23 protein-coding genes are annotated in these 26,283 nt (G+C 32.8%); 7 read left to right on the plus strand and 16 right to left on the minus strand.

The genetic code is table 11. The annotated features are described in order from the left end of the window. Positions 1–87: 87 nt before the first annotated feature. Positions 88–270, minus strand: a complete 183-nt coding sequence (locus MN581_RS03305) for a hypothetical protein (RefSeq protein ID WP_241699185.1) — start codon at positions 268–270, stop codon at positions 88–90. Positions 271–884: 614 nt separating this feature from the next. On the opposite strand from MN581_RS03305, the gene MN581_RS03310 reads away from it, so the two are divergent. From MN581_RS03310 to MN581_RS03320, 3 genes are all read left to right on the plus strand, one after another. Beyond that, entirely contained in the window at positions 885–1,520 is a 636-nt protein-coding gene (locus MN581_RS03310) for a TrkA C-terminal domain-containing protein (protein WP_241699186.1), read from the plus strand. A 138-nt stretch (positions 1,521–1,658) separates the two neighbouring features. Then, a complete protein-coding gene (locus MN581_RS03315; RefSeq protein ID WP_117973104.1) occupies positions 1,659–2,876 on the plus strand; it encodes a glycine betaine/L-proline ABC transporter ATP-binding protein in 1,218 nt (405 codons plus the stop codon). Next, complete coding sequence (locus MN581_RS03320; protein ID WP_117973105.1) at positions 2,869–4,590, plus strand: ABC transporter permease/substrate binding protein; 1,722 nt, start codon at positions 2,869–2,871, stop codon at positions 4,588–4,590. The genes MN581_RS03315 and MN581_RS03320 overlap by 8 nt, the downstream gene beginning before the upstream one ends. 39 nt (positions 4,591–4,629) lie before the next feature. Here the strand turns inward: MN581_RS03320 and MN581_RS03325 are convergent, their stop codons facing one another. The 4 genes from MN581_RS03325 to ahpC form a co-directional block, all read right to left on the minus strand. Then, the gene (locus MN581_RS03325) at positions 4,630–5,451 is read right to left on the minus strand and encodes a DUF1129 family protein (protein WP_117973106.1); all 822 of its coding nucleotides are present in this window, start codon (positions 5,449–5,451) and stop codon (positions 4,630–4,632) included. A gap of 4 nt (positions 5,452–5,455) precedes the next feature. Further along, on the minus strand, positions 5,456–5,776 hold the full coding sequence (locus MN581_RS03330) for a PadR family transcriptional regulator (RefSeq protein WP_071456497.1): 321 nt from the start codon (positions 5,774–5,776) through the stop codon (positions 5,456–5,458). A 122-nt stretch (positions 5,777–5,898) separates the two neighbouring features. Beyond that, positions 5,899–7,425 (minus strand): alkyl hydroperoxide reductase subunit F, encoded by a 1,527-nt coding sequence (ahpF, locus tag MN581_RS03335; RefSeq protein WP_241699187.1) that lies wholly within the window; start codon positions 7,423–7,425, stop codon positions 5,899–5,901. A 10-nt stretch (positions 7,426–7,435) separates the two neighbouring features. Further along, positions 7,436–7,999 (minus strand): alkyl hydroperoxide reductase subunit C, encoded by a 564-nt coding sequence (ahpC, locus tag MN581_RS03340; RefSeq protein ID WP_117973108.1) that lies wholly within the window; start codon positions 7,997–7,999, stop codon positions 7,436–7,438. A gap of 260 nt (positions 8,000–8,259) precedes the next feature. Between ahpC and MN581_RS03345 the strand changes: the two genes are divergently transcribed. Together MN581_RS03345 and MN581_RS03350 are read left to right on the plus strand one after the other, a co-directional pair. Next, positions 8,260–8,841: an HAD hydrolase-like protein gene (locus MN581_RS03345; protein WP_117973109.1), complete on the plus strand. Its 582-nt coding sequence runs from the start codon at positions 8,260–8,262 to the stop codon at positions 8,839–8,841. Beyond that, positions 8,838–9,827, plus strand: coding sequence for an aldose epimerase family protein (locus tag MN581_RS03350; protein ID WP_117973110.1), 990 nt, complete (start codon positions 8,838–8,840; stop codon positions 9,825–9,827). The genes MN581_RS03345 and MN581_RS03350 overlap by 4 nt, the downstream gene beginning before the upstream one ends. A 23-nt stretch (positions 9,828–9,850) precedes the next feature. Here MN581_RS03350 and MN581_RS03355 read toward each other — a convergent pair whose 3' ends face one another. Continuing rightward, positions 9,851–10,711, minus strand: a complete 861-nt coding sequence (locus tag MN581_RS03355; protein ID WP_117973111.1) for an ROK family protein — start codon at positions 10,709–10,711, stop codon at positions 9,851–9,853. Positions 10,712–10,720: 9 nt separating this feature from the next. Next, positions 10,721–12,094 (minus strand): glycoside hydrolase family 1 protein, encoded by a 1,374-nt coding sequence (locus tag MN581_RS03360; protein ID WP_117973112.1) that lies wholly within the window; start codon positions 12,092–12,094, stop codon positions 10,721–10,723. Between the two features lie 349 nt (positions 12,095–12,443). Between MN581_RS03360 and MN581_RS03365 the strand changes: the two genes are divergently transcribed. Continuing rightward, positions 12,444–13,778 carry an FAD-dependent oxidoreductase gene (locus MN581_RS03365; RefSeq protein ID WP_117973113.1) on the plus strand — a complete coding sequence of 445 codons (1,335 nt, stop codon included), beginning with the start codon at positions 12,444–12,446 and terminating at the stop codon, positions 13,776–13,778. A 68-nt stretch (positions 13,779–13,846) separates the two neighbouring features. On the opposite strand, the gene MN581_RS03370 is transcribed toward MN581_RS03365, so the two are convergent. Continuing rightward, the gene (locus MN581_RS03370) at positions 13,847–14,659 is read right to left on the minus strand and encodes a hypothetical protein (protein ID WP_117973114.1); all 813 of its coding nucleotides are present in this window, start codon (positions 14,657–14,659) and stop codon (positions 13,847–13,849) included. A 498-nt stretch (positions 14,660–15,157) separates the two neighbouring features. On the opposite strand from MN581_RS03370, the gene MN581_RS03375 reads away from it, so the two are divergent. Then, the gene (locus MN581_RS03375; RefSeq protein ID WP_117973115.1) at positions 15,158–15,736 is read left to right on the plus strand and encodes a LysM peptidoglycan-binding domain-containing protein; all 579 of its coding nucleotides are present in this window, start codon (positions 15,158–15,160) and stop codon (positions 15,734–15,736) included. 81 nt (positions 15,737–15,817) lie between these two features. Here MN581_RS03375 and MN581_RS03380 read toward each other — a convergent pair whose 3' ends face one another. The 8 genes from MN581_RS03380 to MN581_RS03415 form a co-directional block, all read right to left on the minus strand. Beyond that, the gene (locus tag MN581_RS03380) at positions 15,818–18,280 is read right to left on the minus strand and encodes a heavy metal translocating P-type ATPase (RefSeq protein ID WP_117973116.1); all 2,463 of its coding nucleotides are present in this window, start codon (positions 18,278–18,280) and stop codon (positions 15,818–15,820) included. 9 nt (positions 18,281–18,289) lie between these two features. Further along, positions 18,290–18,730, minus strand: coding sequence for a CopY/TcrY family copper transport repressor (locus tag MN581_RS03385; protein WP_117973117.1), 441 nt, complete (start codon positions 18,728–18,730; stop codon positions 18,290–18,292). A gap of 96 nt (positions 18,731–18,826) precedes the next feature. Continuing rightward, complete coding sequence (locus MN581_RS03390) at positions 18,827–20,605, minus strand: ATP-binding protein (protein ID WP_117973118.1); 1,779 nt, start codon at positions 20,603–20,605, stop codon at positions 18,827–18,829. Continuing rightward, positions 20,602–21,312, minus strand: a complete 711-nt coding sequence (locus tag MN581_RS03395; RefSeq protein ID WP_241699188.1) for a response regulator transcription factor — start codon at positions 21,310–21,312, stop codon at positions 20,602–20,604. The genes MN581_RS03390 and MN581_RS03395 overlap by 4 nt, the downstream gene beginning before the upstream one ends. A 99-nt stretch (positions 21,313–21,411) precedes the next feature. Beyond that, the gene (locus MN581_RS03400) at positions 21,412–22,314 is read right to left on the minus strand and encodes a phosphate ABC transporter substrate-binding protein PstS family protein (RefSeq protein ID WP_241699189.1); all 903 of its coding nucleotides are present in this window, start codon (positions 22,312–22,314) and stop codon (positions 21,412–21,414) included. Positions 22,315–22,540: 226 nt separating this feature from the next. Continuing rightward, positions 22,541–23,794: an ATP-dependent Clp protease ATP-binding subunit ClpX gene (gene clpX, locus MN581_RS03405; RefSeq protein ID WP_117973121.1), complete on the minus strand. Its 1,254-nt coding sequence runs from the start codon at positions 23,792–23,794 to the stop codon at positions 22,541–22,543. A 147-nt stretch (positions 23,795–23,941) separates the two neighbouring features. Beyond that, complete coding sequence (gene tig, locus MN581_RS03410) at positions 23,942–25,225, minus strand: trigger factor (RefSeq protein WP_241699190.1); 1,284 nt, start codon at positions 25,223–25,225, stop codon at positions 23,942–23,944. 108 nt (positions 25,226–25,333) lie between these two features. Then, a complete protein-coding gene (locus MN581_RS03415; RefSeq protein WP_117973123.1) occupies positions 25,334–26,275 on the minus strand; it encodes a hypothetical protein in 942 nt (313 codons plus the stop codon). Between the last annotated feature and the right edge of the window lie 8 nt (positions 26,276–26,283).

Genomic DNA, 26,283 nt, shown 5'->3' on the forward strand with positions numbered 1-26,283 from the left:
TAAAGAATAACCATATCATCATTTTTTTTCTAAGACAAGATAAGAACACTCGTTTAGCGAAATAATCTAAAAGACTGCGGTAAATACTTAAAAAGTATCCCCGCGGTTTACCCTATTTTTATTTATATATTTATACATATGTAATGGATAAGTAGTAAATTCTACTTCGTTTAATTTTTCTGCTGTGATAAATCCTGCTGGTGCTTGTAATAATGATGGAGTGCGATTCACAACAGTCGCACATGTATGAGCCAAGGATACATGAAACATTGGCGTTAAATCTTAACGCATTAAAAGAACAACAAAAAAATTCAGCAACAAATCAATATCACTGAAATATTTTTAAATAATAACATGATTTACCAAAAAAATAGAGAAATTCAATCTTTTGAATACCAATCATTCCCAACTCGTTACCTATATACGTACACAATTGATGTCAATATCTATGATTTATCGAGCATGTAATATGAAAGATATCTGAGACAGTTCAGTCATGTTGAGTCTATCATCAAACAGATTGATTTACTTCAAGATACTCTTTACTCCAATAATTTTTTCGTTTTTTGTTCGGCTGATTTGAACCATTTATCAAATGTTGTGACTTTAAAATCTAGCGAATTTGTAATTGATTACTATCAGTCTTTCGTTAAAGAAAAAAAGATGTTTCATAGCCTTTAAAGACAAAGTGACTACCTCACACAGACGAATTAATGGTGACTATTTATGTGAAGTTATCAGAAAAATGTCACATACTTCAAAACTAGAGAGAAATATGTTTATTAGAATCCAAATACCAGTTAGTCAATAAAAAACCTTTTTGCATTTTAGTTCTTTTTTTAGTACGATAGCGATAATAAGTAACGTAGAAAGGGTCGAGCAACATGGTCAAACATAAAAAAATTATATTACCTAAGTATCAACAAGTGGCAATTGAAATTGCTGAACGAATTGATACGAATTACTATAAAGTTGGTGACAAAATTCATGCCAGATCAACTTTAGCTAATACTTTTAGTGTATCACCCGAAACAGCCAGAAAAGCTGTCAATATTTTAGTTGATGTTGGTATTATGGAAGTCAAACATGGCAGTGGTGTCATTGTAGCATCAAAAGAAAAAGCAACTTCTTTTTTATCACAATATAAAGATGTCCAAAATATTGAAGAAATCAAACAAGACTTACTAATGAATATTCAACAACAAAAAAAGGAATTGGATGACTTAACTGATTTAGCGAATTTACTTGTTTCTCAAACAAAAAAAATCAATCATGCCAATCCACTTCTTCCATCTGAGCTACTTTTAACAAACGAAGCAAAGTATCTCAATCAAACCATCAAAGACTTAAATATATGGCAAGAAACATCCGCAACAGTTGTCGCTATATTACATGACCAACAGCTTCTCGTATCACCTGGTCCTTACGCAAAAATAACTGCTGGTGACATTTTATATTTCATTGGAGATGAATTTTCAAAACAACGTCTCTCAAATTTTTTTTATCCATCTGAATCCTAGTTATATCAAGCCTTATTATCATTTTATTTTCAGAAAATATGATAATAAGGCTTTTTTATCTTTGACAAAGTGACCATTTCGTTATAACATAGTGTGGTCACTTCGAGCAAAAAAGAAATTATATAAAGGAGTTTTGTAATGACTAAAGTAAAGGTTGAAAATTTGACCAAAATTTTTGGTAAAAAACAACAACAACAGGTTGCTTTACAAATGGTAAAAGAAAAAAAATCCAAAACAGACATTGTCAAAGAAACTGGGGCAACTGTTGGTGTATATGATGTTAATTTCGACGTCAAAGAAGGCGAAATTTTCGTTATCATGGGGCTTTCTGGTAGTGGTAAGTCAACATTAATTCGGCTAATTAATCGAATTATTGAGCCAACTTCTGGTGATATTTATATTGACGGACAAGATATTGCCAAACTTGATAAAGATGAATTAAGAGAAGTAAGACGTCATAAAATGAGTATGGTATTCCAAAATTTCGGCTTATTTCCACATCGTACAATTTTAGAAAATACAGAATATGGTTTAGAAGTTCGTGGTGTTGAAAAAGAAGAACGACAACAACGTGCCGAAAAAGCATTAGAAAATTCTGGTTTACTTACTTTTAAAGATCAATACCCTGATCAATTATCAGGTGGGATGCAACAACGTGTAGGATTAGCACGTGCCTTAGCAAATGATCCAGAAATCTTATTAATGGACGAAGCCTTTTCAGCACTTGATCCATTAATTCGTCGTGAAATGCAAGATGAGTTAATTGAATTGCAAGATAAAGTGAAAAAAACCATTATCTTTATCACCCATGATTTAAATGAAGCTTTGAGAATTGGGGATAGAATTGCTTTAATGAAAGATGGTCAAATTATGCAAATTGGTACTGGTGAAGAAATCCTAACAAATCCAGCCAATGATTACGTCCGTGAATTCGTTGAAGATGTTGACCGTTCAAAAGTCTTAACGGCACAAAATATCATGGTGCCTGCAATAACAACTAATCTTGATATTGACGGACCAAACGTTGCCCTACAACGTATGAGAAGTGAAGAAGTTAGTATGTTAGTTGCTATAAATAAAAAACGTGAATTACTAGGTACTATTACAGCAGATGCTGCTGCAGAAGCTAGAAAAAACAAACAAACACTACATGATGTCTTAGATAAAAATATTATTACAGTGGAAAAAGATATGCTAATTAGTGATATTTTCCCTCTCATCTATGATTCTCCAACACCACTAGCTGTTGTTGACAATGAAGATAACGATCGCTTGTTAGGTGTTGTGATTCGAGGAAGCGTGATTGAAGCACTAGCTGAAACAACTGATGAAAATGAGGTGATGGATAATGAATAGTATACTAATGAATGCTTTACCAGTTGCAGACTGGGTAGAAAATATCACAGATTGGTTTACAAATACCTTTTCAGGATTATTTGCTTTAATTGAAAATCTAGGAAAACAAGTAATGGGAGGCATGACAAATTTATTAACTGCCATTCCACCACTGATTTTTATTATCTTAATAACTGCTCTAGCTTTCTATATTTCAGATAAGAAAAAAGGGCTAACTATTTTCACATTTCTTGGTCTATTGTTTATTTTAAACCAAGGTCTCTGGGCTGATTTAATGAATACAGTGACACTAGTTTTAATTTCAAGTGTTCTCTCTATTATTATTGGTGTGCCACTTGGGATTTTAATGGCTAAAAGTGATAAAGCTCAAGCTATTTTAACTCCTATCTTAGACTTTATGCAGACAATGCCTGGTTTTGTTTACTTAATTCCAGCTGTTGCATTCTTTGGTATTGGGATGGTTCCAGGGGTTTTTGCGTCAGTTATATTCGCATTACCACCAACTGTTCGTTTCACGAATTTAGGTATTCGCCAAGTACCAGAGGAATTAGTCGAAGCGGCCGATTCATTTGGTAGTACAGGAAAGCAAAAATTATTTAAATTAGAATTACCACTAGCAAAAAGTACTATCTTAGCCGGTATTAATCAAACAACAATGCTTGCTCTATCAATGGTGGTTATTGCATCAATGATTGGTGCTCCTGGTTTAGGTCGAGGTGTATTATCAGCCTTACAACGTGCACAAGTTGGTAATGGGTTTGTTAATGGATTAGCTTTAGTTATTTTAGCGATTATCATCGATCGATTCACACAGTATGTCAATAAACCACGTGCTAAAAAAACAAAAGCCACAAATCCTAAGCAGAAAAAAGTAACAATTATTGCAGCTGTTGCAGTTTTAGTTGCTGCCATTGGCTCATCTATGTTCCTATCTTCAAATAAATCAAGTGATAAAAAAATTAACTTGGCTTATGTTGAATGGGATTCAGAAGTTGCCTCAACACATGTATTAGCAGAAGTATTGAAGCGTCAAGGATTTGACGTTGAAACAACGCCACTAGATAATGCTATTATGTGGGAATCTGTTGCAACAGGAAAAGCTGATGCTAGTGTGTCTGCTTGGTTGCCTAGTACTCATAAAGCTCAAGCTGATCAATATAAAGACAAAATTGATATTCTTGGTCCAAATTTAGACGGAGCAAAAGTTGGGTTAGTTGTTCCTAGTTATATGGATGTTTCTTCTATTGAAGATTTATCAAACCAAGCTGATAAAACTATTACAGGAATTGAACCTGGCGCTGGAGTCGTAACAGCTGCTAACAATACAATTAAAACTTATCCAAACTTAAATGATTGGAAAGTTGAGACATCTTCTTCTGGAGCAATGGTTGTTGCTCTTGATCAAGCGATCAAAAATAAAGAACCAATTATTATTACAGGTTGGACTCCTCATTGGATGTTCTCTAAATATGATTTAAAATATTTAGAAGATCCTAAAGAAGCGATGGGGGCTCCTGAACAAATCAACACATTTACTCGTTTAGGGTTGAAAGATGATTCACCAGAAGCTTATAAAATCTTAAAAAACTTCAACTGGACAACCGAAGATATGGGAACAGTCATGTTAGCTATTAATGAAGGAGAAAGTCCTGAAGTAGCTGCAAAAGAATGGGTCGACAACAACCAAGATAAAGTTGAAAGTTGGTTAAAATAAAACCAAAAAAAGAAACTCGTAAATTTACGAGTTTCTTTTTTATTTGTCTTCTTCTAAAATAGATTTTTGAGAAAATCTTGCAGTTAAAAAACTACCTAATAATATCACTATGATACTTCCTATCATGACAGGCTCTGATTCAAACCATTTTTGTGTCTGTGGCAATCTACTTATTGTAGTAAAAAAAGTAATTCCCCAACCAAAGACTAGGTAACTATAATAGGGTTTATTTTTTCTTCTGATAATAACATACGAAACAACTATCATTGCAATAACTATAACAAAAATTGACAGGTATAAAGGAAGCGGAATAGATAAAAACCTATTTCCTATCATAACCGAACCAATGTAGCCCACTGTTAACAATCCGCCAATAACGAAAGCACCTATATATTCTAGAATTTTTGATTGCTTACTGACTTTAAACGTCATTTTTTCTAAATATTTAAACACACTAAATACTAACAACATGCTAAGTACTCCATTTAATAAAATGGTCAAAATATTTATTGAAGGATTTCTTTGTGTGAGTGTACTAAATAAAGAAAATCCTGAGCTAATTCCAAACACCATATAAAATATGGATAATTTTTTTCTTAAAGGAACTTGTGGCATCTCTTTGAACAACTCATCTAAATAACTTTTCGGTTCTTTACCGAAATAATCTTCAGCTGAAATACCTGATTCTTGTGCATCAAGTAAATCATATAAGATATTTAATAATGCCGTTTCAATAATCTCATCATCGCCAAACAATCCTTTAAATCGTGTATATAGTAATATTTTCTCATAATATTTTTTATTCTCTGGTGTTAATTTATCTCTTAACTCATTATTTTTTTCAATCATTTCCTCTATCATTACCTTATCCCCTTTTTAATATGACATTCACAATGTCACTGAGTTTTTCCCATTGATCATTAAACTCTTCCAAACGGTCTATTCCCTCTTCTGTGAGCGAGTAATACTTACGATTTGGGCCATCTGGCGAGGCTCTTAGTTCACCAGAAATCATATGTTGCTTTTCCAATTTTTGTAATAAAGGATACACTGTCCCCGCACTTAAATCGGCGAACCCAAACTGAATTAATTTTTGAACTAATTCATAACCATATGTTGTCTCATCTTTTAAGATAGATAGTACACACCCTTCAAGAATCCCTTTTAATAATTGAGTTTGTTTCATGTTCTCCTCCACTACTATGTCATACCAACTACTGAATACAATATATCACAATACAACTACTATGTAAAACATAATAGCGTGCAAAAAAAAACTGACCCCATAATCGGAATCAGTTTTTTTAGTTATTGACGAATTAAATAATCAAACGCACCTAAAGCAGCTGTTGCACCACTTCCCATAGAGATGATAATTTGTTTGTACGCACTATTTGTACAATCTCCTGCAGCAAAAACGCCTGGAACATTAGTCATACCATGGCTATCAACTAAGATTTCACCACGATCTGTTGTATCAATTGTGTCTGGCAACCATTCTGTATTGGGTACTAACCCAATCAAAATGAACACACCACTGACATTTAATTCATGTTGGTCTTTCGTATTAACATCTTCATAAACTAATTTTTCAACACTATCACTACCCTCAATTGATTTAGTTGCCGCATTCGTTATTACCGTAACATTGGATAATGAATATAACTTATCTTGTAACACTTTATCGGCTTTTAATTCAGGTAAAAATTCTAGTACATAAACATGTTTTCCCATACCAGCTAAATCAATAGCAGCCTCAATACCAGAATTTCCTCCACCAATAACTGCAATGTCTTTTCCAGCAAAAAGCGGTCCATCACAATGAGGGCAATAGGCAATCCCTTTATTTTTAAATTCTTTTTCACCAGGTACGTTGATGTTTCGCCATCTAGCACCAGTTGAGATAACCAATGATTTTGTTTTTATCACTGCGCCACTTTTCAGAGACACTTCGACAAACTCATTTTTGTGAATATCAGTTGCTCGTTGATTTTTCATAATATCAACATTGTATTGGTTCACATGCTCTTCTATCTGATTCATCAGCTGCGGACCTTCTATATAAGGAGTTCCGATGACATTTTCAATGCCTAGCGTATCCATCACTTGTCCACCAAATGTATCAACTACCATTCCAGTACGGATTCCTTTTCTTGCGGCATAAATGGCGGCAGCTCCACCAGCAGGTCCTCCACCAATCACAAGCACATCATATGGATTTTCTTGATCGATATCACTGATATCAACACTACCAAGAATTTTTTCTAAAATAGTACTTAATTCCATACGTCCACTTGAGAATTCTTCACCATTTAGAAAAACGGTAGGCACAGCCATGACTTTTTTTTCATCAACTTCGTCTTGATACATACCGCCTTCAATCATCGTGTGAGAAATGTTTGGATTAACAATACTCATGATATTTAGTGCTTGAACGACATCTGGACAATTATGGCAAGTTAGGCTCACAAACGTTTCAAATGATAATGGTTGATCTATTTTTTTGATGGTTTTAATGACAGATTCTTCTACTTTAGGTGCTCGCCCACTAACTTGTAATAAAGCCAATATAAAAGAAGGAAATTCATGTCCTAAAGGTAGTCCTGCAAACGTCACACCACTTGTTTGACCGGGTTGGTTGACTTCAAAACTTGGTGTTCTGTTCAGACTACTCTCTACAAGAGTTAGACGTGACGATAATTCACAAACACTAGTCAAAAATTCTCGTACTTTATTAGATGGCTCACTCTCATCTAAACTAGCTTTAAACTCAATATCTGATTCAAGTAATTCTAAATACTGTTTTAATTGTGCTTTTGTTTCATTATCTAACATGTTTTTCTCCTTATATTTTTCCAACTAAATCAAAACTTGGTTTTAATGTTTCACCATTTTCTTTCCATTTAGCAGGACAAACTTCCCCTGGATTTTCACGTACATATTGTGCTGCACGAATTTTATCAACTAAAACACTTGCTTCACGTCCAATGCCATCAGCATTGATTTCAATGGTTTGAACCACACCATCAGGATCAATAATAAATGTACCACGTTGTGCGGCCCCTGCTGCTTCATCTAGTACATCAAATTGACGTGAAATAACATGTGAGGGGTCTCCTATCATAATATATTCAATTTTACCAATCGCATCAGATGTATCATGCCATGCTTTGTGCGTAAAGTGTGTGTCTGTTGAACAAGAATAAACCTCTACCCCTAAACTTTTTAACGTTGCGTATTGGTCTTGTAAATCTTCAAGTTCTGTAGGACAAACAAATGTGAAATCAGCTGGATAAAAACACAGAATACTCCATTGTCCTTTAAAATCCTCATTAGAAACAGAAATAAATTCTCCTTTATGGTAAGCTTGTGCTTTAAACTCTTCAACTTCTTTTCCAATTAATGACATAATCATAACCCTCCGTTTAATTTTTGATTCTAGATTAACTAAAATCTTATTTATAATGATTATAATCTAAGGGTATATACAAGTCAAATATAACCTAAAATAACTGACTTTAAATATAAAATAATATATATAACACATAAAACATAATTATAGTTAATCTAATTAGGCTTTACTATCCAAGTGACAATTGCCTTTTTTTTCGTTAAAATGACTATTATAATAGTAATTTTTATAACTATATGATAAAGAGGTGCTAATAAGTGTTTTCTACTGTCACACTCGCATTGGATGGTATCATCACAGATACAACACATATGCACTATGAAAGCTTTTTATACGCTTTTAATTTTTTTAATATTTTTTTGCCAGATAATCTATCTTATGAGGAACAAATTATTTTTAGAAAAAATGATTGGTTACACTCTCTTTTATCTTTAAATACAGACCAAAAAGAGGACATTATTAAAAAGAAAAATGACTATTACTCAACTTATTTAACTAAACTTAATTTTGAAGACCTTTATCCAGGAATTGACAATTTGTTTAGTGAGATGGAACATTTATCGATTAAAATAAATTGTTATTCAGACAATCCTCTTGCAAAAAACGTTTTAAAACAATTGGATCTAAATTATGAAACCAACATTCTTACTTTAGATGATTTAAGCAATCAATCTAGTGATATCATGATAGTCGATCATAAAACTGACTTAAACCATAACCCTTCTCTGCTACTTTTTTTAACACAAGATTACTCTAATAACAAAAGAGTACACTGTATTCAAAATACAGAAGAGATTACAATGGCTTATTTAAAAAAAATTTGGGAGGAACAACGATGAATTATACTATTAAACATGATAAAGCGACGAATATTCATTATGTCACAGTATCCGTAAAAGATCATACTGTAACGTTTGTTGACTTTGGAGCTCGAATTCAAGAATGGATTATTCCTGATAAACAAGGGAAAAAAGAAAATATCCTACTTTCTCCAGATACACCACAAGAAATACTAACTGACACAGCTCAATTTGGAGCACTTGTAGGACCTGTTGCCGGACGAATCAAAAATGGTATATGGAACCATAAACAGTTTGAAAAAAATAATGGAAATCATCATTTACACGGTGGGAGTAATGGTTGGTGGCATCAATTTTGGTTGTTTGATGTTGAAGTAGTAGAAGAGTCAATCACTGTTCATTTTATGTTAAAGGATACCTTAACTGACTATCCTGGACCAATTTATGTCAAAAATTCTTACAAAGTAACAAGTGATTCGATTGAAATGACAACAAGTGTTCATTCAGATAGTCATACTATTGTTAATCCAACAAATCATATTTACTTTAATTTAAACGGTCAAGCAAAAAAAGATATTACAAACCATATGCTACAAATCCACTCAGATAAATACTTAGAAACTGACCATGAAAGTATCCCAACAGGAAAACTACTAGAGGTTGATAACAGTGGTTATGATTTTAGAAAACCACGCTTGTTAAGTCACGCTTTGAAAGAACTCTCACATGGTCTTGATGATGCCTTTTTATTACAAGGTAATCAACCACAAATTATATTAAGTGAACCAAGTAACGGAAGAAACATTAGCATCTCCTCTGATCGTCAAGCAGTTGTTATTTTTTCCACAACAGGTTTTGAAATGAATCAATCTGTTTCTGGCAAAAAAATGTGTTCTGAATTAGGGATTGCCATTGAAACACAGGAGCTTCCAGATATCGTTAATCACCCAAACTTAGGAAACATTGATTTAGAAGAGCAACAAATTAAAACATGGAAAACAACATACGCGTTTTCTGTTATATAAAAAAACCACTTTATGTGGTTTTTTTATATAGTGTTTAGATAATTTGTCGCAGCGCCAATTAAATTGGCGTCATTTCTAAATTGACAAGCTGCTATTTGCGGCATAATATTTGGTAAATGAACACTTGCTAGCTTATGATACAACCGTTTTTCAAGTTCATCAATCACTTCTTTACGTTCTGAAATACCACCGCCGATAATAATCATTTCTGGATCAATTGCAACCTGTAAATCATAAAGTATTTGTGCAATATTTTCATACATAGTGTCTAATAATGCTAAGACTAATGAGTCTTTCTTCTTTGCTAATTCAAATAATTGTTTTCCATCCACTTTTTCACCAGTTTTTTTATAGTAAGCTTCTGCTACTCGGACTATTGTGCCTGTTTCACTTAATATCTGATTAGTATGATTTTTCATCAATCCGAATTCTCCACCAAATAAATGGGTTCCTTTATACAACGAGCCATTGATAAATATAGCTCCACCTACGCCTGTTCCCAAAACAACAAATAAAGCATTCTCTATATTTTTTCCTACACCTAAACTCATTTCTGCGATGCCTGCACAATTTGCATCGTTTTCAATTCTAACAGGTAGACAAAATGCCTTCTCAAAAATATCAAAAATAGAACAATTATGTAGGTATTTCACTGCACTAATCCCTTCAATCTTTCTTGTACTGGCATTGACAGCACCGGGTGCACTAATAGCAATTCCTTCTATATCAACAGGATAGTGATTTATTACTTTTTTCATATCCATTACTAAATCATCCAATGTTTTAGATGTTATAAATTTAGATTGGTAAGATAATTGATTATTTTCCCATAATCCACATTTTACAGCAGTGCCTCCTATATCAAATACGGCTAAATTTGTCATGTCATCACCTCAAAATCCATTACTTTTTGATAATTCTTTAAACCATAACCCACTTTTCTTCAATGAACGTTTATAATAATTTTCTAAATCAATACGATAAAAACCATAACGATTTTTATAACCATTTAGCCATGACCAACAATCTACAAATGTCCATGTATGGTAACCAAAACAATTGCTACCTTCTTCAATTCCTCGATGTAGGTATTCTAAATGCTCTTTCATAAACTCAATTCGATAATCATCTATTATCATACCAGATTCATCCATGAAACGCTCTTCATCTGCGACTCCCATTCCATTTTCTGATACATACCACGGAATATTACCATAATCGTTTTTCATCATTATAGCCACATCATACATCGCTTCTGGATAAATTTCCCATCCACGATAAGGGTTAACCCTCTTATCAGGCCAATCGTATGGCTCATAAAAATCCGTTGGGAAAATCGCTGGGTGTCGAATTTCTCTAGGGGCTTGAACCCTCATTGGTTGATAATAATTTATCCCAATAAAATCAACAAGGTTAAGAGAAATCATTTTTTTATCATCTGATAAACTATCAGGAGTTAAATCATTTTCTAATAATAAGTCACTTAATTCAGCCGGAATAGTTCCTAATACACATGGATCTAAAAAACTTTTTATTATTAATAAATCTGCTTTTCTTTTTGCTTCTTGATCTTGTTTTCTATCACTTTTAGCATATGTAGGGGTCACGTTTAATATAATACCAATTCTGCCATCATTTCGAGTATCTCGAAATGCTTTAACTGCATAAACATGTGCCATCAGTGTATGAAAGCCAACCTGAATCGCTTTTTTAAAATCAACAATAGCTGGGTAGTGATAACCATATAAATACCCACATTCAATATGAACGAGTGGTTCATTAAATGTTACCCAATCACTCACCAAGTCACCAAATAACTCAAAAGCTGTTTTAGCATAAAAATGAAATGCTTCGACTGATTCCCTTGTCTCCCAACCCCCTTTTTCCATTAGCCACCAAGGCATATCAAAATGAAACAAATTAACGATTGGATGAATCCCTTCATCTAACATCGTTTGAAAGTAATCTCGATAAAACACCACAGCTTCTTGATTAATCTTTTTCCCATCCGGTAACAATCTTGCCCATGATATAGAGGTTCGATAAGAATTTAATCCAATCTCTTTCATTCGTTTAATATCATTAATGTATTCCTCATACACATTAGACGTGTTTTCTGGTCCCTCATTTGCATGAAATTTCTCAGGATTTAACTCAAACCATTTATCCCACGTTGTCGCACTTTTTCCATTACCTAATGAATGCCCTTCTGTTTGAGGTGCTGATGCTGCTGATCCCCATAAAAAATTAGCTGGAAATGTTAACATGATACCCACTCCTTATCTCATTATCTTTACTATCCATTATAAAATAAGATATATCTTTTATAAAGAAAAACATCAAAAAAAATATTTGGTATATCATATAACATTGTGAATTTTTTATAAAAAAAGAGAATAGACATCTTTTTTGATACCTGTTCATTCATGTTACATAACTAACTCTATATAACACAAAACACTTGATATTTAATGAGCATGAATTTTATTAATACCCCTTTTTATACTTTATCATTCACAAGCATAATGTTATACATTGATTTTACTTTCTGTTATATTTTGAACATGTCACATATCGATATATTTGTGATAAAAAATACATGTAAGGGTGGATACAATGAAAGTTGTTGTTATAGGATGTACTCATGCGGGGACATCTGCGGTAAAAAGTATTTTAAAAGAATCACCAGAAGCTGAAGTGATTGTCTATGAAAGAAACGATAATGTGTCGTTCCTATCATGTGGAATCGCGCTCTACGTTGGTGGCGTTGTCAAAAACGCGCAAGACTTATTCTACTCAAATCCTGAGGAGCTAGCTTCTCTAGGTGCTACAGTAAACATGGAGCATAATGTGACATCCATCGATACTGAACTTAAACAAGTGACAGCTGTCAACTTGAAAACAAATGAAACAAGCATTACGTCATATGATAAATTAGTGATGACAACAGGCTCATGGCCTATCATCCCTCCTATTCCAGGAATTGAAGCTAATAATATTTTATTATGTAAAAATTATAATCAAGCAAATAAAATCATCGACTCTGCTAAAGATGCCAAAAGAATCGTTGTGGTTGGTGGTGGATATATTGGGATTGAGTTAGTTGAAGCGTTTGTCGAGTCAGGTAAAAATGTCACCTTAATCGATGGTCTAGACCGTATATTAAATAAATATTTAGACAAACCATTTACAGATAAACTAGAACAAGAGTTATTGAACCAAGGAGTCACACTAGCTTTAGGAGAAAATGTGGCACACTTTGAATCCGATGAGCACTCTAATGTGAAAAAAGTACATACGGCTTCTAAATCATTTGAAGCTGACATGGTGATTCTGTGTGTTGGATTTAAACCTTCGACAGAATTATTAGGTGACAAAGTGGATAAATTACCTAATGGTGCGATTAAAGTGAATGAGTATATGCAAACAAGTCAACCTGATATTTTTGCTGCAGGCGATAGTGCAATTGTTCACTATAACCCAACACAATCAGATAACTATATTCCTTTAGCAACAAACGCCGTTAGACAAGGCTTATTAGTTGGAAAAAATATTAAAAAACCAACTCTAGCTTATCGTGGGACTCAAGGAACGTCTGGATTATACTTATTTGGTTGGAAAATAGGATCAACCGGTTTAACCATAGAAAATGCATTAGCTCAAGGAATTAATGCTGATATGGCATATTTAGAAGATAACTACCGTCCAGAATTTATGCCTACAACGGAAAAAGTTATGATGCAATTGGTTTTTGACAAGGATACAAAACGCATATTAGGCGGTCAATTAATGTCGAAATATGATATCACTCAGTCAGCAAATACATTGTCTTTAGCCATTCAAAATAAAATGACTGTTGAAGATTTAGCTCTATCCGACTTCTTCTTCCAACCTCATTTTGATCGTCCGTGGAACTATTTAAATTTATTAGCACAAGCAGCAATGGATTAAATCTTCTACTATTATATATCAAATAAAACTAACCCTTAAGTCATCTCGTATGAGTTAAGGGTTAGTTTTTACACTTCGTCAGAAAAAGAAATACGATCGTGAACTTTCATAAAGTTAGGTCTAGAAAAATGTAGTCCATCATATACAGCTATTTTTTCACTTGCCTCTAACATTAAAATTGAAATTTCTCTTGTAAAGTTTTCTAATTCTTCGATGTCAAATGGTGTATAAGATAGTAGAAACTCTTTTTCTAAATGTGATAAATGAGATTTATCTCCTTCATACTGTCTCCAATCATCTGATTCATTCGGTTTTGCTCCTTTTGATAAATACCACATTGAAACTAAATGTTGTTTAATTGATAATATGATTGATTCAATATGATTTCTTTCATTTCGTCTCCATGCACGATATAAATTAAAATAATCAGCATAATACTGATTTAAGACAACATCAAATACTTCTTGTGTCACAACATAATTCATTGATTGAGATAAACGATGTAAATCAGTTAATGTGCCATCATCTTTTATAATTTCAATGTATTTATATTCAATACTTGGCTCTAACATTTCTAAAGTATAAACCATTAAATCTAACTTGATAAATGTTGCATAATGAATAATCGAATGATTATAATCAAATAATTCAACAAATAAAAAATCACCAATCGCACTAATAATCTCACGTTGTTTTTCTTCTAGTAATATTCCAGGTTTTAAAATAATTCGGGCATTAATATCTGAATAATAATCTTCTGTTTTATCTCCTATTGACCCACTGTAGTAAGCACCAATAATATCACTGTCTTCTTTTACTAATCTAGCAAATCTATTTTGTAATTTATCACGTTCTACTGGTAAATTAGAATCCACTAACATAATAAACAATCCTCCTTAAATATCTATTACTTACAGTATATTCAAAAAAAACCGGTTTTACAAAAGATTTTGTAGAAAAAAAAAATTTTTTCCTATTTTTTTATTTTTTCGACGGTTTTTTAAAAAGTCAGTAATGTAACATCTTTTTTTTCATTAGTAATATATGTAATATAATTCTTTTTATTAATTAATCTAATAATAAAATATATTTCATAAACTACACACATATATTATGCTTATAAATATGATTATCTTTATTTTATAAAACTTTTAATAACCAATTAGTTAAATACATCTGTTGAACTCATGACTAATTTATTTAACTAATAACGAACATCAAAATATTTCTATGTATCAACTTTTGTAATATTTCGCTTTATTTTGTTACCAAATTAAACACATTCTTTCACCTAAGAAATATTATTCGATGGTAAAGTATATCTTGTCGTTGGATAACAACAAAATAAAAACAAACATTTAAAGGAGATTTTTAATTTTATGAAATCACTAAAAACAATTATATTTGGTAGTACCTTTGCTTTAGGCTTATTATTCAGTACAACAGTACTCGCAGATTCTGTATACACAGTAAAACCGGGAGACACACTTTCATCAATTTCGACTGAATTCTTTGGTTCAAACAATAATATTGACCAAATTGCTAAAGATAATAATATCAGTAACATTAACTTGATTCACCCAGGTCAAGAGTTAACAATTAAAACAGATGGGAAAGCAACAGTTGCTCCTGCTGAAACAACTAAAGAAACAAGCCAACCAGCACAAGAACAACAAGAAGTTCAACAAGAAGTTCAACAAGAGGTTCAACAACAAGCATCTACATCTACTTCTGCTACAACATCTAGCGCAAAAGAATGGATCGCTCAAAAAGAATCTGGTGGAGACTATAACGCAACAAATGGTTACCATATTGGACGATATCAATTAGACCCAAGTTACTTAAACGGTGACTACTCTCCAGCAAATCAAGAAAAAGTAGCAGATGAATATGTTGCTGGCCGTTATGGCTCATGGGAAAATGCTCAAGCATTTTGGATGAACAATGGTTGGTACTAAGAAATAGCCTCTAGCATCATACTAAAATAAAGAGTAAAAAAGCAGGAACGCAAAGTTATTGTAACTTTGCGTTCCTGCTTTTTATTTTTGCTTAGGTTTAAATCGTTTTAAACGTAGAGCATTTAATAATACGGATACAGAACTAAAACTCATGGCTGCTCCAGCAATCATCGGATTAAGTAATGGACCACCAAAAATATATAAAATTCCCATAGCTACTGGAATACCTAATATATTATAGCCAAATGCCCAAAATAGATTTTCTTTAATATTTCTCATGGTTGCATCAGATAATTCTATCGCTGTTACAACAGTTTTTAAATCTTCATTCATTAAAACAATATCTGCTGATTCAATGGCAACGTCCGTTCCATTACCAATGGCTAACCCTATATCAGCTTGTGCTAAAGCAGGTGCATCATTAATACCATCACCTACCATTCCAACTTGTTTTCCTTTTTTTTGTAGATTTTCAACTTGTTGTGCTTTATCTTCAGGTAATACTTCACTAATGACTGTATCAATCCCCACTTGTTTTGCTATCGCATGAGCTGTCAATTCATTATCCCCTGTTAGCATGACGACTTGTTTTCCCAAATGTTTTAATGTACTCACAGCCTTAATGCTGCTTTCTTTTATTGGATCCGCTACAGCAATAATCCCGATAATATGTTGCTCACTCGCTACATACATAGGGGTCTTGCCTTGTGTCGCTAACTCATGAACAATATCTTGTTTTTCGTCTAATGAAATGGATTGTGCTAACATCAGTCGTTTGTTTCCAATATAATAAATCTGATTATTAACACTTACCTTTATTCCCTTACCTGGTACTGCTGAAAAATCATCAATTTTTATAAACTCTAAATGTTGTTCTTTGGCTTTTTCAACAATTGCTACTCCCAAAGGATGCTCTGAATGAGTTTCTGCTGAAGCTGCAAGTATTAGTAATTCCTCTTGACTCAATTGATTAAATACTAACACATCTGTCACAATTGGTTTCCCTTGCGTGATGGTTCCTGTCTTATCAAACACAATCGTATCAAGCTTATGGGCTATTTCTAATGCCTCACCACTTTTAATGAGGATACCATTTTCAGCTCCCTTACCTGTTCCTACCATTATAGCTGTTGGCGTTGCTAAACCAAGTGCACATGGACACGCAATAACTAAAACGGAAATCATAATGGTTAAAGCAAATACCCAGGATTCTTGTCCTAAAAAATACCACAACAAACCTGAAATAATAGCTAGTCCAATGACAATCGGAACAAAGACGCCTGAAACTTTATCAGCTAACTGTGCGATAGGCGCTTTAGATCCTTGTGCTTCTTCAACCAGTTTAATTATCTGCGATAATGTTGTATCTTTTCCTACTTTGGTTGCCTTAAATTTAAAACTTCCCGTCTTATTTATACTAGCACTCACCACATTGTCCCCAGATTTTTTTTCTACAGGGATACTTTCTCCAGTAATCATTGATTCATCAACTGAACTGTTACCAGAAATAATCACTCCATCGACTGGGATTTTTTCACCAGGTCTAACCATTACGATATCATCTAAGACAACTTCTTCAACTGGTATGGTTTGCTCTACCTCATTACGAATGACGGATGCCGTTTTTGGTGCAAGGTTAATTAAGGTTTTAATCGCTTCTGATGTTTTTCCTTTTGATACTGCTTCAAAATATTTTCCTAATGTAATCAATGTTAAAATAGTCGCAGCTGATTCATAATAAAGATTCATAGCAAAACTTATGTCTCCCATAAACACTTGAATGGTTCCATATAAACTATAAATTGTTGCCGCACTCGTTCCTAATGCCACTAACGAATCCATATTAGGATGTCTTTTGACAAGTGATTTAAATCCGACTGTAAAAAATGGCCATCCTATTGCTATCACTGGGATAGTCAATATAAATTGAATAAGAGCAAAAAGTTGTGGAGAATGCACTGGATTAATGACTGAGGGCAAAGGTAAGCCTATCATATGCCCCATTGATAGATACAATAACGGAATCGTAAAAATAGCGGAAGAAACAAATCGATTCCACATAACTTCGATATGTTTTTCTTTATTCTCTTCCTTCGTCATTTTTTCTTCGGTATTTATCTGTTTGTCAATCGCTTTATATCCAGCAGCCTCTACTGATTGAATAATAGCTGATTTCGTCAAAACATCGGGATTATATGATACACTCATCTCTTCTGTCGCCAAATTAACAGATACTTCTTTAACACCATCTAATTTCCCGACAACTTTTTCAATTGTACTAGAACAGGAGGCGCAACTCATTCCTTCTACATCAAATTGATTTGTGATAAGTTGTTCTCTAACCTCATATCCAGCATCTCTCACCGCTTTTGCAATATCTGCTTCAGTCAATTTAGTTGTATCATACGTCACATCTAATTTTTCTGTCGCTAAATTAACACTTGCTTTTTCAACCCCACTTAACTTTGATACAACCTTTTCAACCGTACTAGAACAAGAAGCACAACTCATTCCTTCTACTGGTAAAATCACTCTTTTTTCCATATTTCCACCTCACTTATGACAATTACATTGACCGATAGCACAGTTACAATCAACTGTTTTCGGAGCTTTTACCTTTTTTTCTTTTAATAAATAGATTAACTGATCGATATCATTTTGAGAAAATTCTTCTTTTTCAATCACTTGATACAAAGCTTGTCCCTTCTTTTTTTGACAAATTTTATTTAAGTCATCTAATAATATATAATTTACAGCAAATTCTTCATCCACAAGTGCTTGATAGATAAACTGTTTTCCTTGCTTTTCAGTTGATAAAAAATGCTTATCAACTAATCTAGCGAGTAACGTCTTAACTGTTGACATGCTCCAATCCATTTTATCACCCAGTATTTCCAACACTTGCCGACTTGTTACAATATCATTTGCCCAAATAACTTTCATTATCTCCCACTCTGCTTGCGTAATAGAAAAAGACTTCTTTTTTTGAATCATTCAGTCACACCTCTTCATTCATTGATAAATTTACTATAACTTAATCGTCTACATTTGTCAACGATAGAGTTTAAAAAAAGAATAGCTCGCGATTAGCTACTCTTTTAATTGTTTATTCTCATAGTTTGAAGACAGAATATCTAAATTTATTTTAACAATAACAGTGGTTCCTTCTTCTAATTCACTTACTAATTTAACCCGTCCACCAAGTATTTCGGCATAATGTTTAACAAGTGACAAACCTAACCCAGAGCCTCCATTATTTCTCTGTCTTGAATGACTCACACGATAAAACCTTTCAAATATCCATTTTTGATCTTCTTCAGAAATACCAATACCAGTGTCTTCAACTTTTAACGTTAATTCATTATTTTGTTGTGTTAAATAAACAAATATTTTGCCATGCTCTTCAGAGTATTCAATAGCATTTTCTAACAAATTTTTAACAATAATTTGAAATGAATCATTAGGAATAACTAAATCTTCTCCTACTGCACTTTCAAAAATAACAGATATATCTTTGTCAAAAGCTTTATATCGATAACGATCAATTTCATCCTCTATAACTAACTTAGGATGGACAACAAAAGAATCCATCATATAAATATCTTTTTCCGTTTTTAGTAACATTAAGATTGTTTGAATTAAACTCATCAACCGTTGTGCTTCACGTTCAATAATCGTTAAAAATTCTTTACTAGCTTCTGGATCGTCTTTTGCTCCTGCTAATAAAGTTTCAGAAAAACCAATAATGGATGTCGTTGGTGTTTTTAACTCATGTGATATATTACTAATAAAATCCTCATGTACTCTCTCAATCTGTCGGACTTCCGTAACATCATAAATAATCCCAACATATTCATGATTGTCTATTGATAATTGTCGAATAACAATTTTTAAATCTTGCGTTCTTGGTTTTTCTATACGAATTTCCCCTTGAACTGCTTCTTTTGTCTTAACAGCCTGGTTAATTAATTCAGTCAATCTAGGCTCTGTAAACCATTCATCATATGGAGAAATCGTCCATGTTTTCTGGAACATTTCTTCTATTGTTTGATTGGCTAATGTTATCTCCAATCGATCATTCAAAATAAAAATACCGATATCTAAGTTCTCAAATAAAAAATGCAATGTCTCTTCATTTTTTAACTGCTTATAATACAGTAAATTTGTTTCTTCCATTAACTCATACACCGTTTGATAGAGTTCATGCCATTCCTTAGGGGCATCTATAACCTTTTGTTTTTTCTCAGGATTTTGAATTGCTTGTCTTAAAATTGGTAGCATAAATTGAATTGGTTTTTTTGACTGACGATGGATGTAATATCCCATAATGAGGATTGCGACAAATAATAACACCATGATTGTAATCACAATTCGCTGAAAGTTCTCAACATATTGTGAAATGCCTTGATACGTTTCTGATAGACGAATAACCCCTATTAACTGATTATCTTGGTACACTGATTTTGCAACATAGATTAGCTTTTCATCAACTGTATTACTTTCTCTAATAGCCACTCCTTCTGATCGACCTTCTTGCAACACTTCTTTAATTTCAGGACGATTTTTTCTTGATTCTTTAACTAAATTATTACTAGATGAATCATATAAGATATCCCCAGATTTATCTAATATAGTTAAACGTTCATGTTTTCCTACACTTTTATCAAGTTTTTCCTTATCTAAAATAAATTCTTTATCTTGCAAAATAAATGGAACCAATCTATCAATTTCTTCAGATAATTGTTTTGTTTGTTGATTGATAACATCTTTTTTAAAAAAATAGGTGGTATAATAACCACCTATGAGCACAAATATTATTATTATTAAAATAACCCAAGCTGGATTCACTATTTTTTGTAACTGTTTCATGCATATGGCTCCTGAAATTTATAACCAAATCCTCTGACTGTTTTTATATATCCAGGATTTTTGGCATCGTCTTCTATTTTTTCTCTTAAATGACTAACATGAATATCAACTGTTCGAGATAAATGATACATATCGTCTTTCCAAATTGATAACATTAATTCATCACGTCCGATGATACGATTTTGTCGTTCCATAAAATAAATAAGTAGTTCAAACTCTTTTTTCGTCAGAGAGATGTCCATCCCCCTTTTCAATACTTTATAATCATTTGGATAGGCTATAATATCACCTACATTTAAATGATTACTTCCAACATCACTTTCAGTTTCATCAGTTGTTTGATGATCTAAGCGCCTTTCCACTGCTCTAAGTCTAGCAATAAGCTCTCTTGGACTAAATGGTTTTGTCACATAATCATCTGCTCCTATCTCCAGACCAACAATTTTATCAATTGTTTCATCTTTTGCTGTTAACATAATAATTGGTGTACTAATTTTTTCTTTACGCAATGTTTTCGTGACATCAAATCCATTAATTTTAGGTAACATTAAGTCCAAAATAATAAAACTGTATTGATTAGACATAGCACAATCAATAGCAGCTTCACCATCATGTACGACATCAACTTCAAAGTTTTCTTTTTCTAGATTATATTTTAAGAGTGTTGTAATAGATGGCTCATCATCAACTACTAAAATTCGCTTCATAATAGCTAAACGTCCCTTCCCTATCCTGTTTAGTTTGTTCCATTATACCACAGTTAATATAAATAGATGAATACAGGATAACAATGAGCGTGGAGTCAATTATTTAATAGTTCCGTTTAACTCACGTTCAACCTTCATATCAGAAATAGCAATATAGCCTAACTCGTTCACTACATTTTTTTGTACATCATCAGATTTCATGTAATCAAGGAATGCTGTCACATCAGAACTTGCATCTTTTTTTGTATACATATGCTCATATGCCCAAATTTTCCAAGAATTATCTAATACATTTTTATCTTTTGGTTCCACATTATCAATAGAAAGACCAATAATACTATCATCAATATAAGAAAAGGCTAAGTAACTAATAGCTCCGGGCGTTTCAGAAACGATTTTTCGAACAGTACCAGATGAATCTTGTTCCTGTCCTTTAGCCGCTTCTGCGCCACCGATTCCCCATTTTTCAAAAGTTGCACGAGTTCCGCTTCCTGATGCACGATTAATTAATTCAATTTTCTGATCTTTTCCACCTACTTCTTTCCAGTTGGTTACTTTACCAGTGAAAATATCTTTTAACTGCTCAGAAGTAAGGTTTTTAACACCTACTTCTTTATTAACAACAGGAGCCACACCTACAACTGCTACTTTATGGTCTTCAATCTTCGACGCATCAATTCCATCTTTTTCTTCGGCGTAAACATCTGAGTTTCCAATATCAACAGCACCTGTTGATACTTGCGTTAACCCTGTTCCACTACCACCACCTTGAACTGTAATAGTATAGTTTGGATTATCAGTCATATAAATTTCTGCTACTTTCTCTACTAATGGCTGTAATGCTGTTGATCCAACAGATGTAATATCTACTTTTTCAGTAGATTTTGCTTTTTCAGAACCACTTGTCCCACTATTGCTACTTTCAGTTGACCCATTACCTTTACAGCCTACTAATGTAAATAATACGCCTACTGTAATGACAGATAATAATTTCTTTTTCATTTTTCAAAACTCCTTAAAAGTTATTTGTTTGATTTATTTATTACACACAGAGTGTATCAAGTTTGTGTAAAATTTATAGTCTTATAAATGTAAAATGAACGTAAATTATCCAAATGTAAGATTATATTGGTTCATTTTTCAAAACAATGAAAACTTTATAACAGTTATGCGTCAATTGAAACAAATATATCAAAAAAAGAGAGCAGATTTCTCTACTCTCTTTTACCTATTTAATCGTTTTTAATTTTAATTCTGGTTCACCATCACCTTCAACAGCTTCTTTAGTAATAATAACTTTTTCTACATCTTCTCGGGTTGGAATTTCATACATAATGCCCATCATCACGTGTTCAATGATTGAACGAAGACCACGAGCACCTGTATCGCGTTCAATTGCTTGATTAGCAATAGCATCTAATGCTCCGGGTGTGAATTCAAGCTCCACATTATCTAGAGATAAGAGTTTCTTATACTGTTTCACTAATGCATTTTTAGGTTCAGTTAAAATTCTTACCAAATCTTCTCGGGTTAATTTTTCAAGAGATGCTGTCACTGGTAATCGTCCAATAAACTCTGGAATCAATCCGAATTTTAATAAATCTTCCGGAATAATCTGTGCCATAATACTTTTTTCTTCGTCACGTTTATTTTTATTTGTTGAACCAAATCCGATTACTTTTTCACCTAGACGTTCTTTTACGATTGTTTCAATACCGTCAAACGCTCCGCCTACGATGAATAGAATTTCAGATGTATCAATCTGAATCAATTCTTGTTGTGGGTGTTTACGTCCTCCTTGAGGTGGCACACTGGCTACTGTTCCTTCTAATATTTTAAGTAAAGCTTGCTGTACCCCTTCACCCGACACATCACGTGTAATAGATACATTTTCACTTTTTCTAGCAATTTTATCAATCTCATCAATATAGATAATCCCACGCTGCGCTTTTTCAACATTAAAGTCAGCTGCTTGTAATAGTTTTAAAAGAATATTTTCAACATCTTCCCCAACATATCCAGCTTCAGTTAGACTTGTTGCATCAGCAATAGCAAATGGAACATTTAATGTTCTAGCAAGAGTTTGGGCTAAAAATGTTTTCCCAGATCCTGTTGGTCCAATCAAACAAATATTACTTTTTTGAAGTTCTACTTCATCAACTTCTTCATTTTCTTCGTTGATTGCCATTTGTTGCACTCGCTTATAATGGTTATATACTGCAACAGATAAGACGATTTTGGCTCTTTCTTGTCCTATAACATATTCATTTAACACATCTAAAATTTCTTTTGGCTTTAATACATTAATTAAATCAGATACCATTTCATCTTGCATCTCTTCATCAATGATTTCTTTACATAAATCGATACATTCGTTACATATATATACTCCAGGTCCTGCGACTAATTTTTTCACTTCATCTTGTGACTTTCCACAAAATGAACAGCGAACTTCATTATTTTCACCTGTATTGTCGTACATGTTTTCCCTCCTAATTGAAAAAAGACCTATACGGCCTAATTCACCAAAAGTCTAATCATCTTGTTTATAATAACATACTATACTAGACAATGCATTAAAAAAGAAAACAAAAGACAAGGCTCTATTACCTTGTCTTTCTAGTCTTTCTTATGCTTCTTCTTTAACTGTTTTAACGATAGCATCAACTGCTCGTTTCATTTTGATATCATGAGCTAACATATCATCAGATAAAGCGTTTCTTACAGCTGAAGCTTCCATGTTGTATTGAGATGCTAAATCATCAATTTCAGCTTGAATGTCTTCATCAGTTACTTCAAAGTTTTCAGCCTCAACGATTGCTTCAATCACTAAGTTAGTTTTAACACGTGATTCTGCTTCGCCTTCAAATTGTTTATGCAAGTCTTCCTCAGTTGTTCCACTGATTTGATAGTATAATTCAGGTGAAATACCTTGGTTTTGCATGTTTGATAAGAATTCATTCATACCACGGTGAACTTCATCATGAACCATTACTTCTGGTAATTCAACGATTTCAGCATTTTCAACTGCTTGAGAAATTGCTGCTTCCTCAATTGCTGCTTCAGCTGCTGCCTCTTTAGAAGCTACTAATTCAGCTTTGATTTTTTCTTTTAATTCTGCTAATGTTTCAACTTCTTCATCCACATCTTTAGCAAACTCATCATCTAATTCAGGTAATTCTTTTGCTTTTACTTCATGAACAGTTACTTTAAAAACTGCTTCTTGACCAGCTAAATCTTCAGCTTGGTATTCTTCTGGGAAAGTGACTTTAACTTCCACGTCATCTCCAGCTTTAGTTCCAACTAATTGTTCTTCAAAGCCTGGGATGAATGAGTTAGAACCTAATTCTAATGAATAGTTCTCACCTTTTCCACCTTCAAAGGCCACATCATCTTTGAAACCTTCAAAGTCAATAACAACTGTGTCACCATTTTCAGCTGCTGATTCTTTAATCACTAATTCTGCTTGTGATTGTTGTTTTTGAGCTAAGTTTTCTTCAACTTCTTCATCAGTGACTGAGCGGTCTTGCTTAGGAACTGTTAAGTTTTTGTAATCTCCTAATTTAACTTCAGGTTTTACAACAACTTCAGCTGTGATAACCCATGGTTGACCTTTTTCCATTGATTCAACATTGATTTTTGGTTGAGCAACTGGCTCAATTCCCGCTTCTTCAATTGCTGCTTCATACAGTTCAGGCAAAACAACGTTTAAAGCATCTTCATATAATGCTTCTTCACCATACATTTGGTTAAACATTTGGCGAGGTACTTTCCCTTTACGGAATCCTGGCACGTTTAAATCTTTCTTCACGCGATCAAATGCAGCTTTTAATCCTTTTTCAATATGTTCTGTAGAAACTTCAAACGTTAAAACACCATCGTTTGTTCCTTTTTTTTCCCATTTCGTAGACATATAATGTACCTCCAAGTTATCTATTCATTAATAGTTTTTATACTATTTCATACCATACAATATTACACTAAAGACCTTTAATTGTAAACATTTTTCACTAACAACTCACTATTTTGTCATCGTATTCATCATAATACGATCGAGTAATTGAATTTGTTGATTGATTTTGTTAACTTCCTGATTGTCAATTATATCAAACCCAAAATAAGTTAGATAGGCTTTATTCCAACTTTTCACGTCAGTTACTATATCATCAATATAAGGATACATCATACCTAAATGCGTCTTAACAATATTTAAAACTAGAGTCTCTTGACTGGGTTGATTATTTTCCATGTATTCTGACAAATCCTTATATAAAGAATTATTTTTGACACTAGGCATTAGTCGATTCATTTCATTAAGTTTAGCATGATGATGTAGTTGACCAAATACATCTAAAATACTAACTGTTCCTTCATATTTTAATTGCACCAATTCATCAATGATTTGAGAACGTATAAGTGGGGAAATATTTTTACTAATCAAAAATATTTCAGATGATAACTTAAAAAAATCCAACTTAGTTAAATAATTCATTTCTTGTAGTAATGCCTTTTGCTTTATAAAAGAAACTTTTTCTATTGACTTTATTCTTAATAATCTATTCGTATAATCCGTTTTATCAACCAGCGTCCAATATTTTTGAGTTTGATTCAATGTCTGTTTGAATTCCTCACTTAAATGAGATGCTCTATCAAACGTCAATAGCCATTTTTCTAAAACCAGAAACTGCTTCCTTTTTAATAAAATATCAAAATAAAGTGGCTGTAATTCCGACTGTTCTCGGTAGTCATCTTCATATTCTTTCATATATATATAGGCCGTTTCTAACCGACCAACATTGATTAATGCTTTAACTAACAAATAATTTACTTCTAAAGACTGACTAGTTTCATAACTATCGTTAAAATATTGTATGGCTTTTAAATCATCACCCTGTTCACTACTTTTTTTTCCTAGATAAAGCAATCTATTTTCATTAGCTGGAAATTCTAACATCTCTCCCATCATCTTTC

Source organism: Vagococcus sp. CY53-2 (genome assembly GCF_022604695.1).
Lineage (GTDB): Bacteria > Bacillota > Bacilli > Lactobacillales > Vagococcaceae > Vagococcus.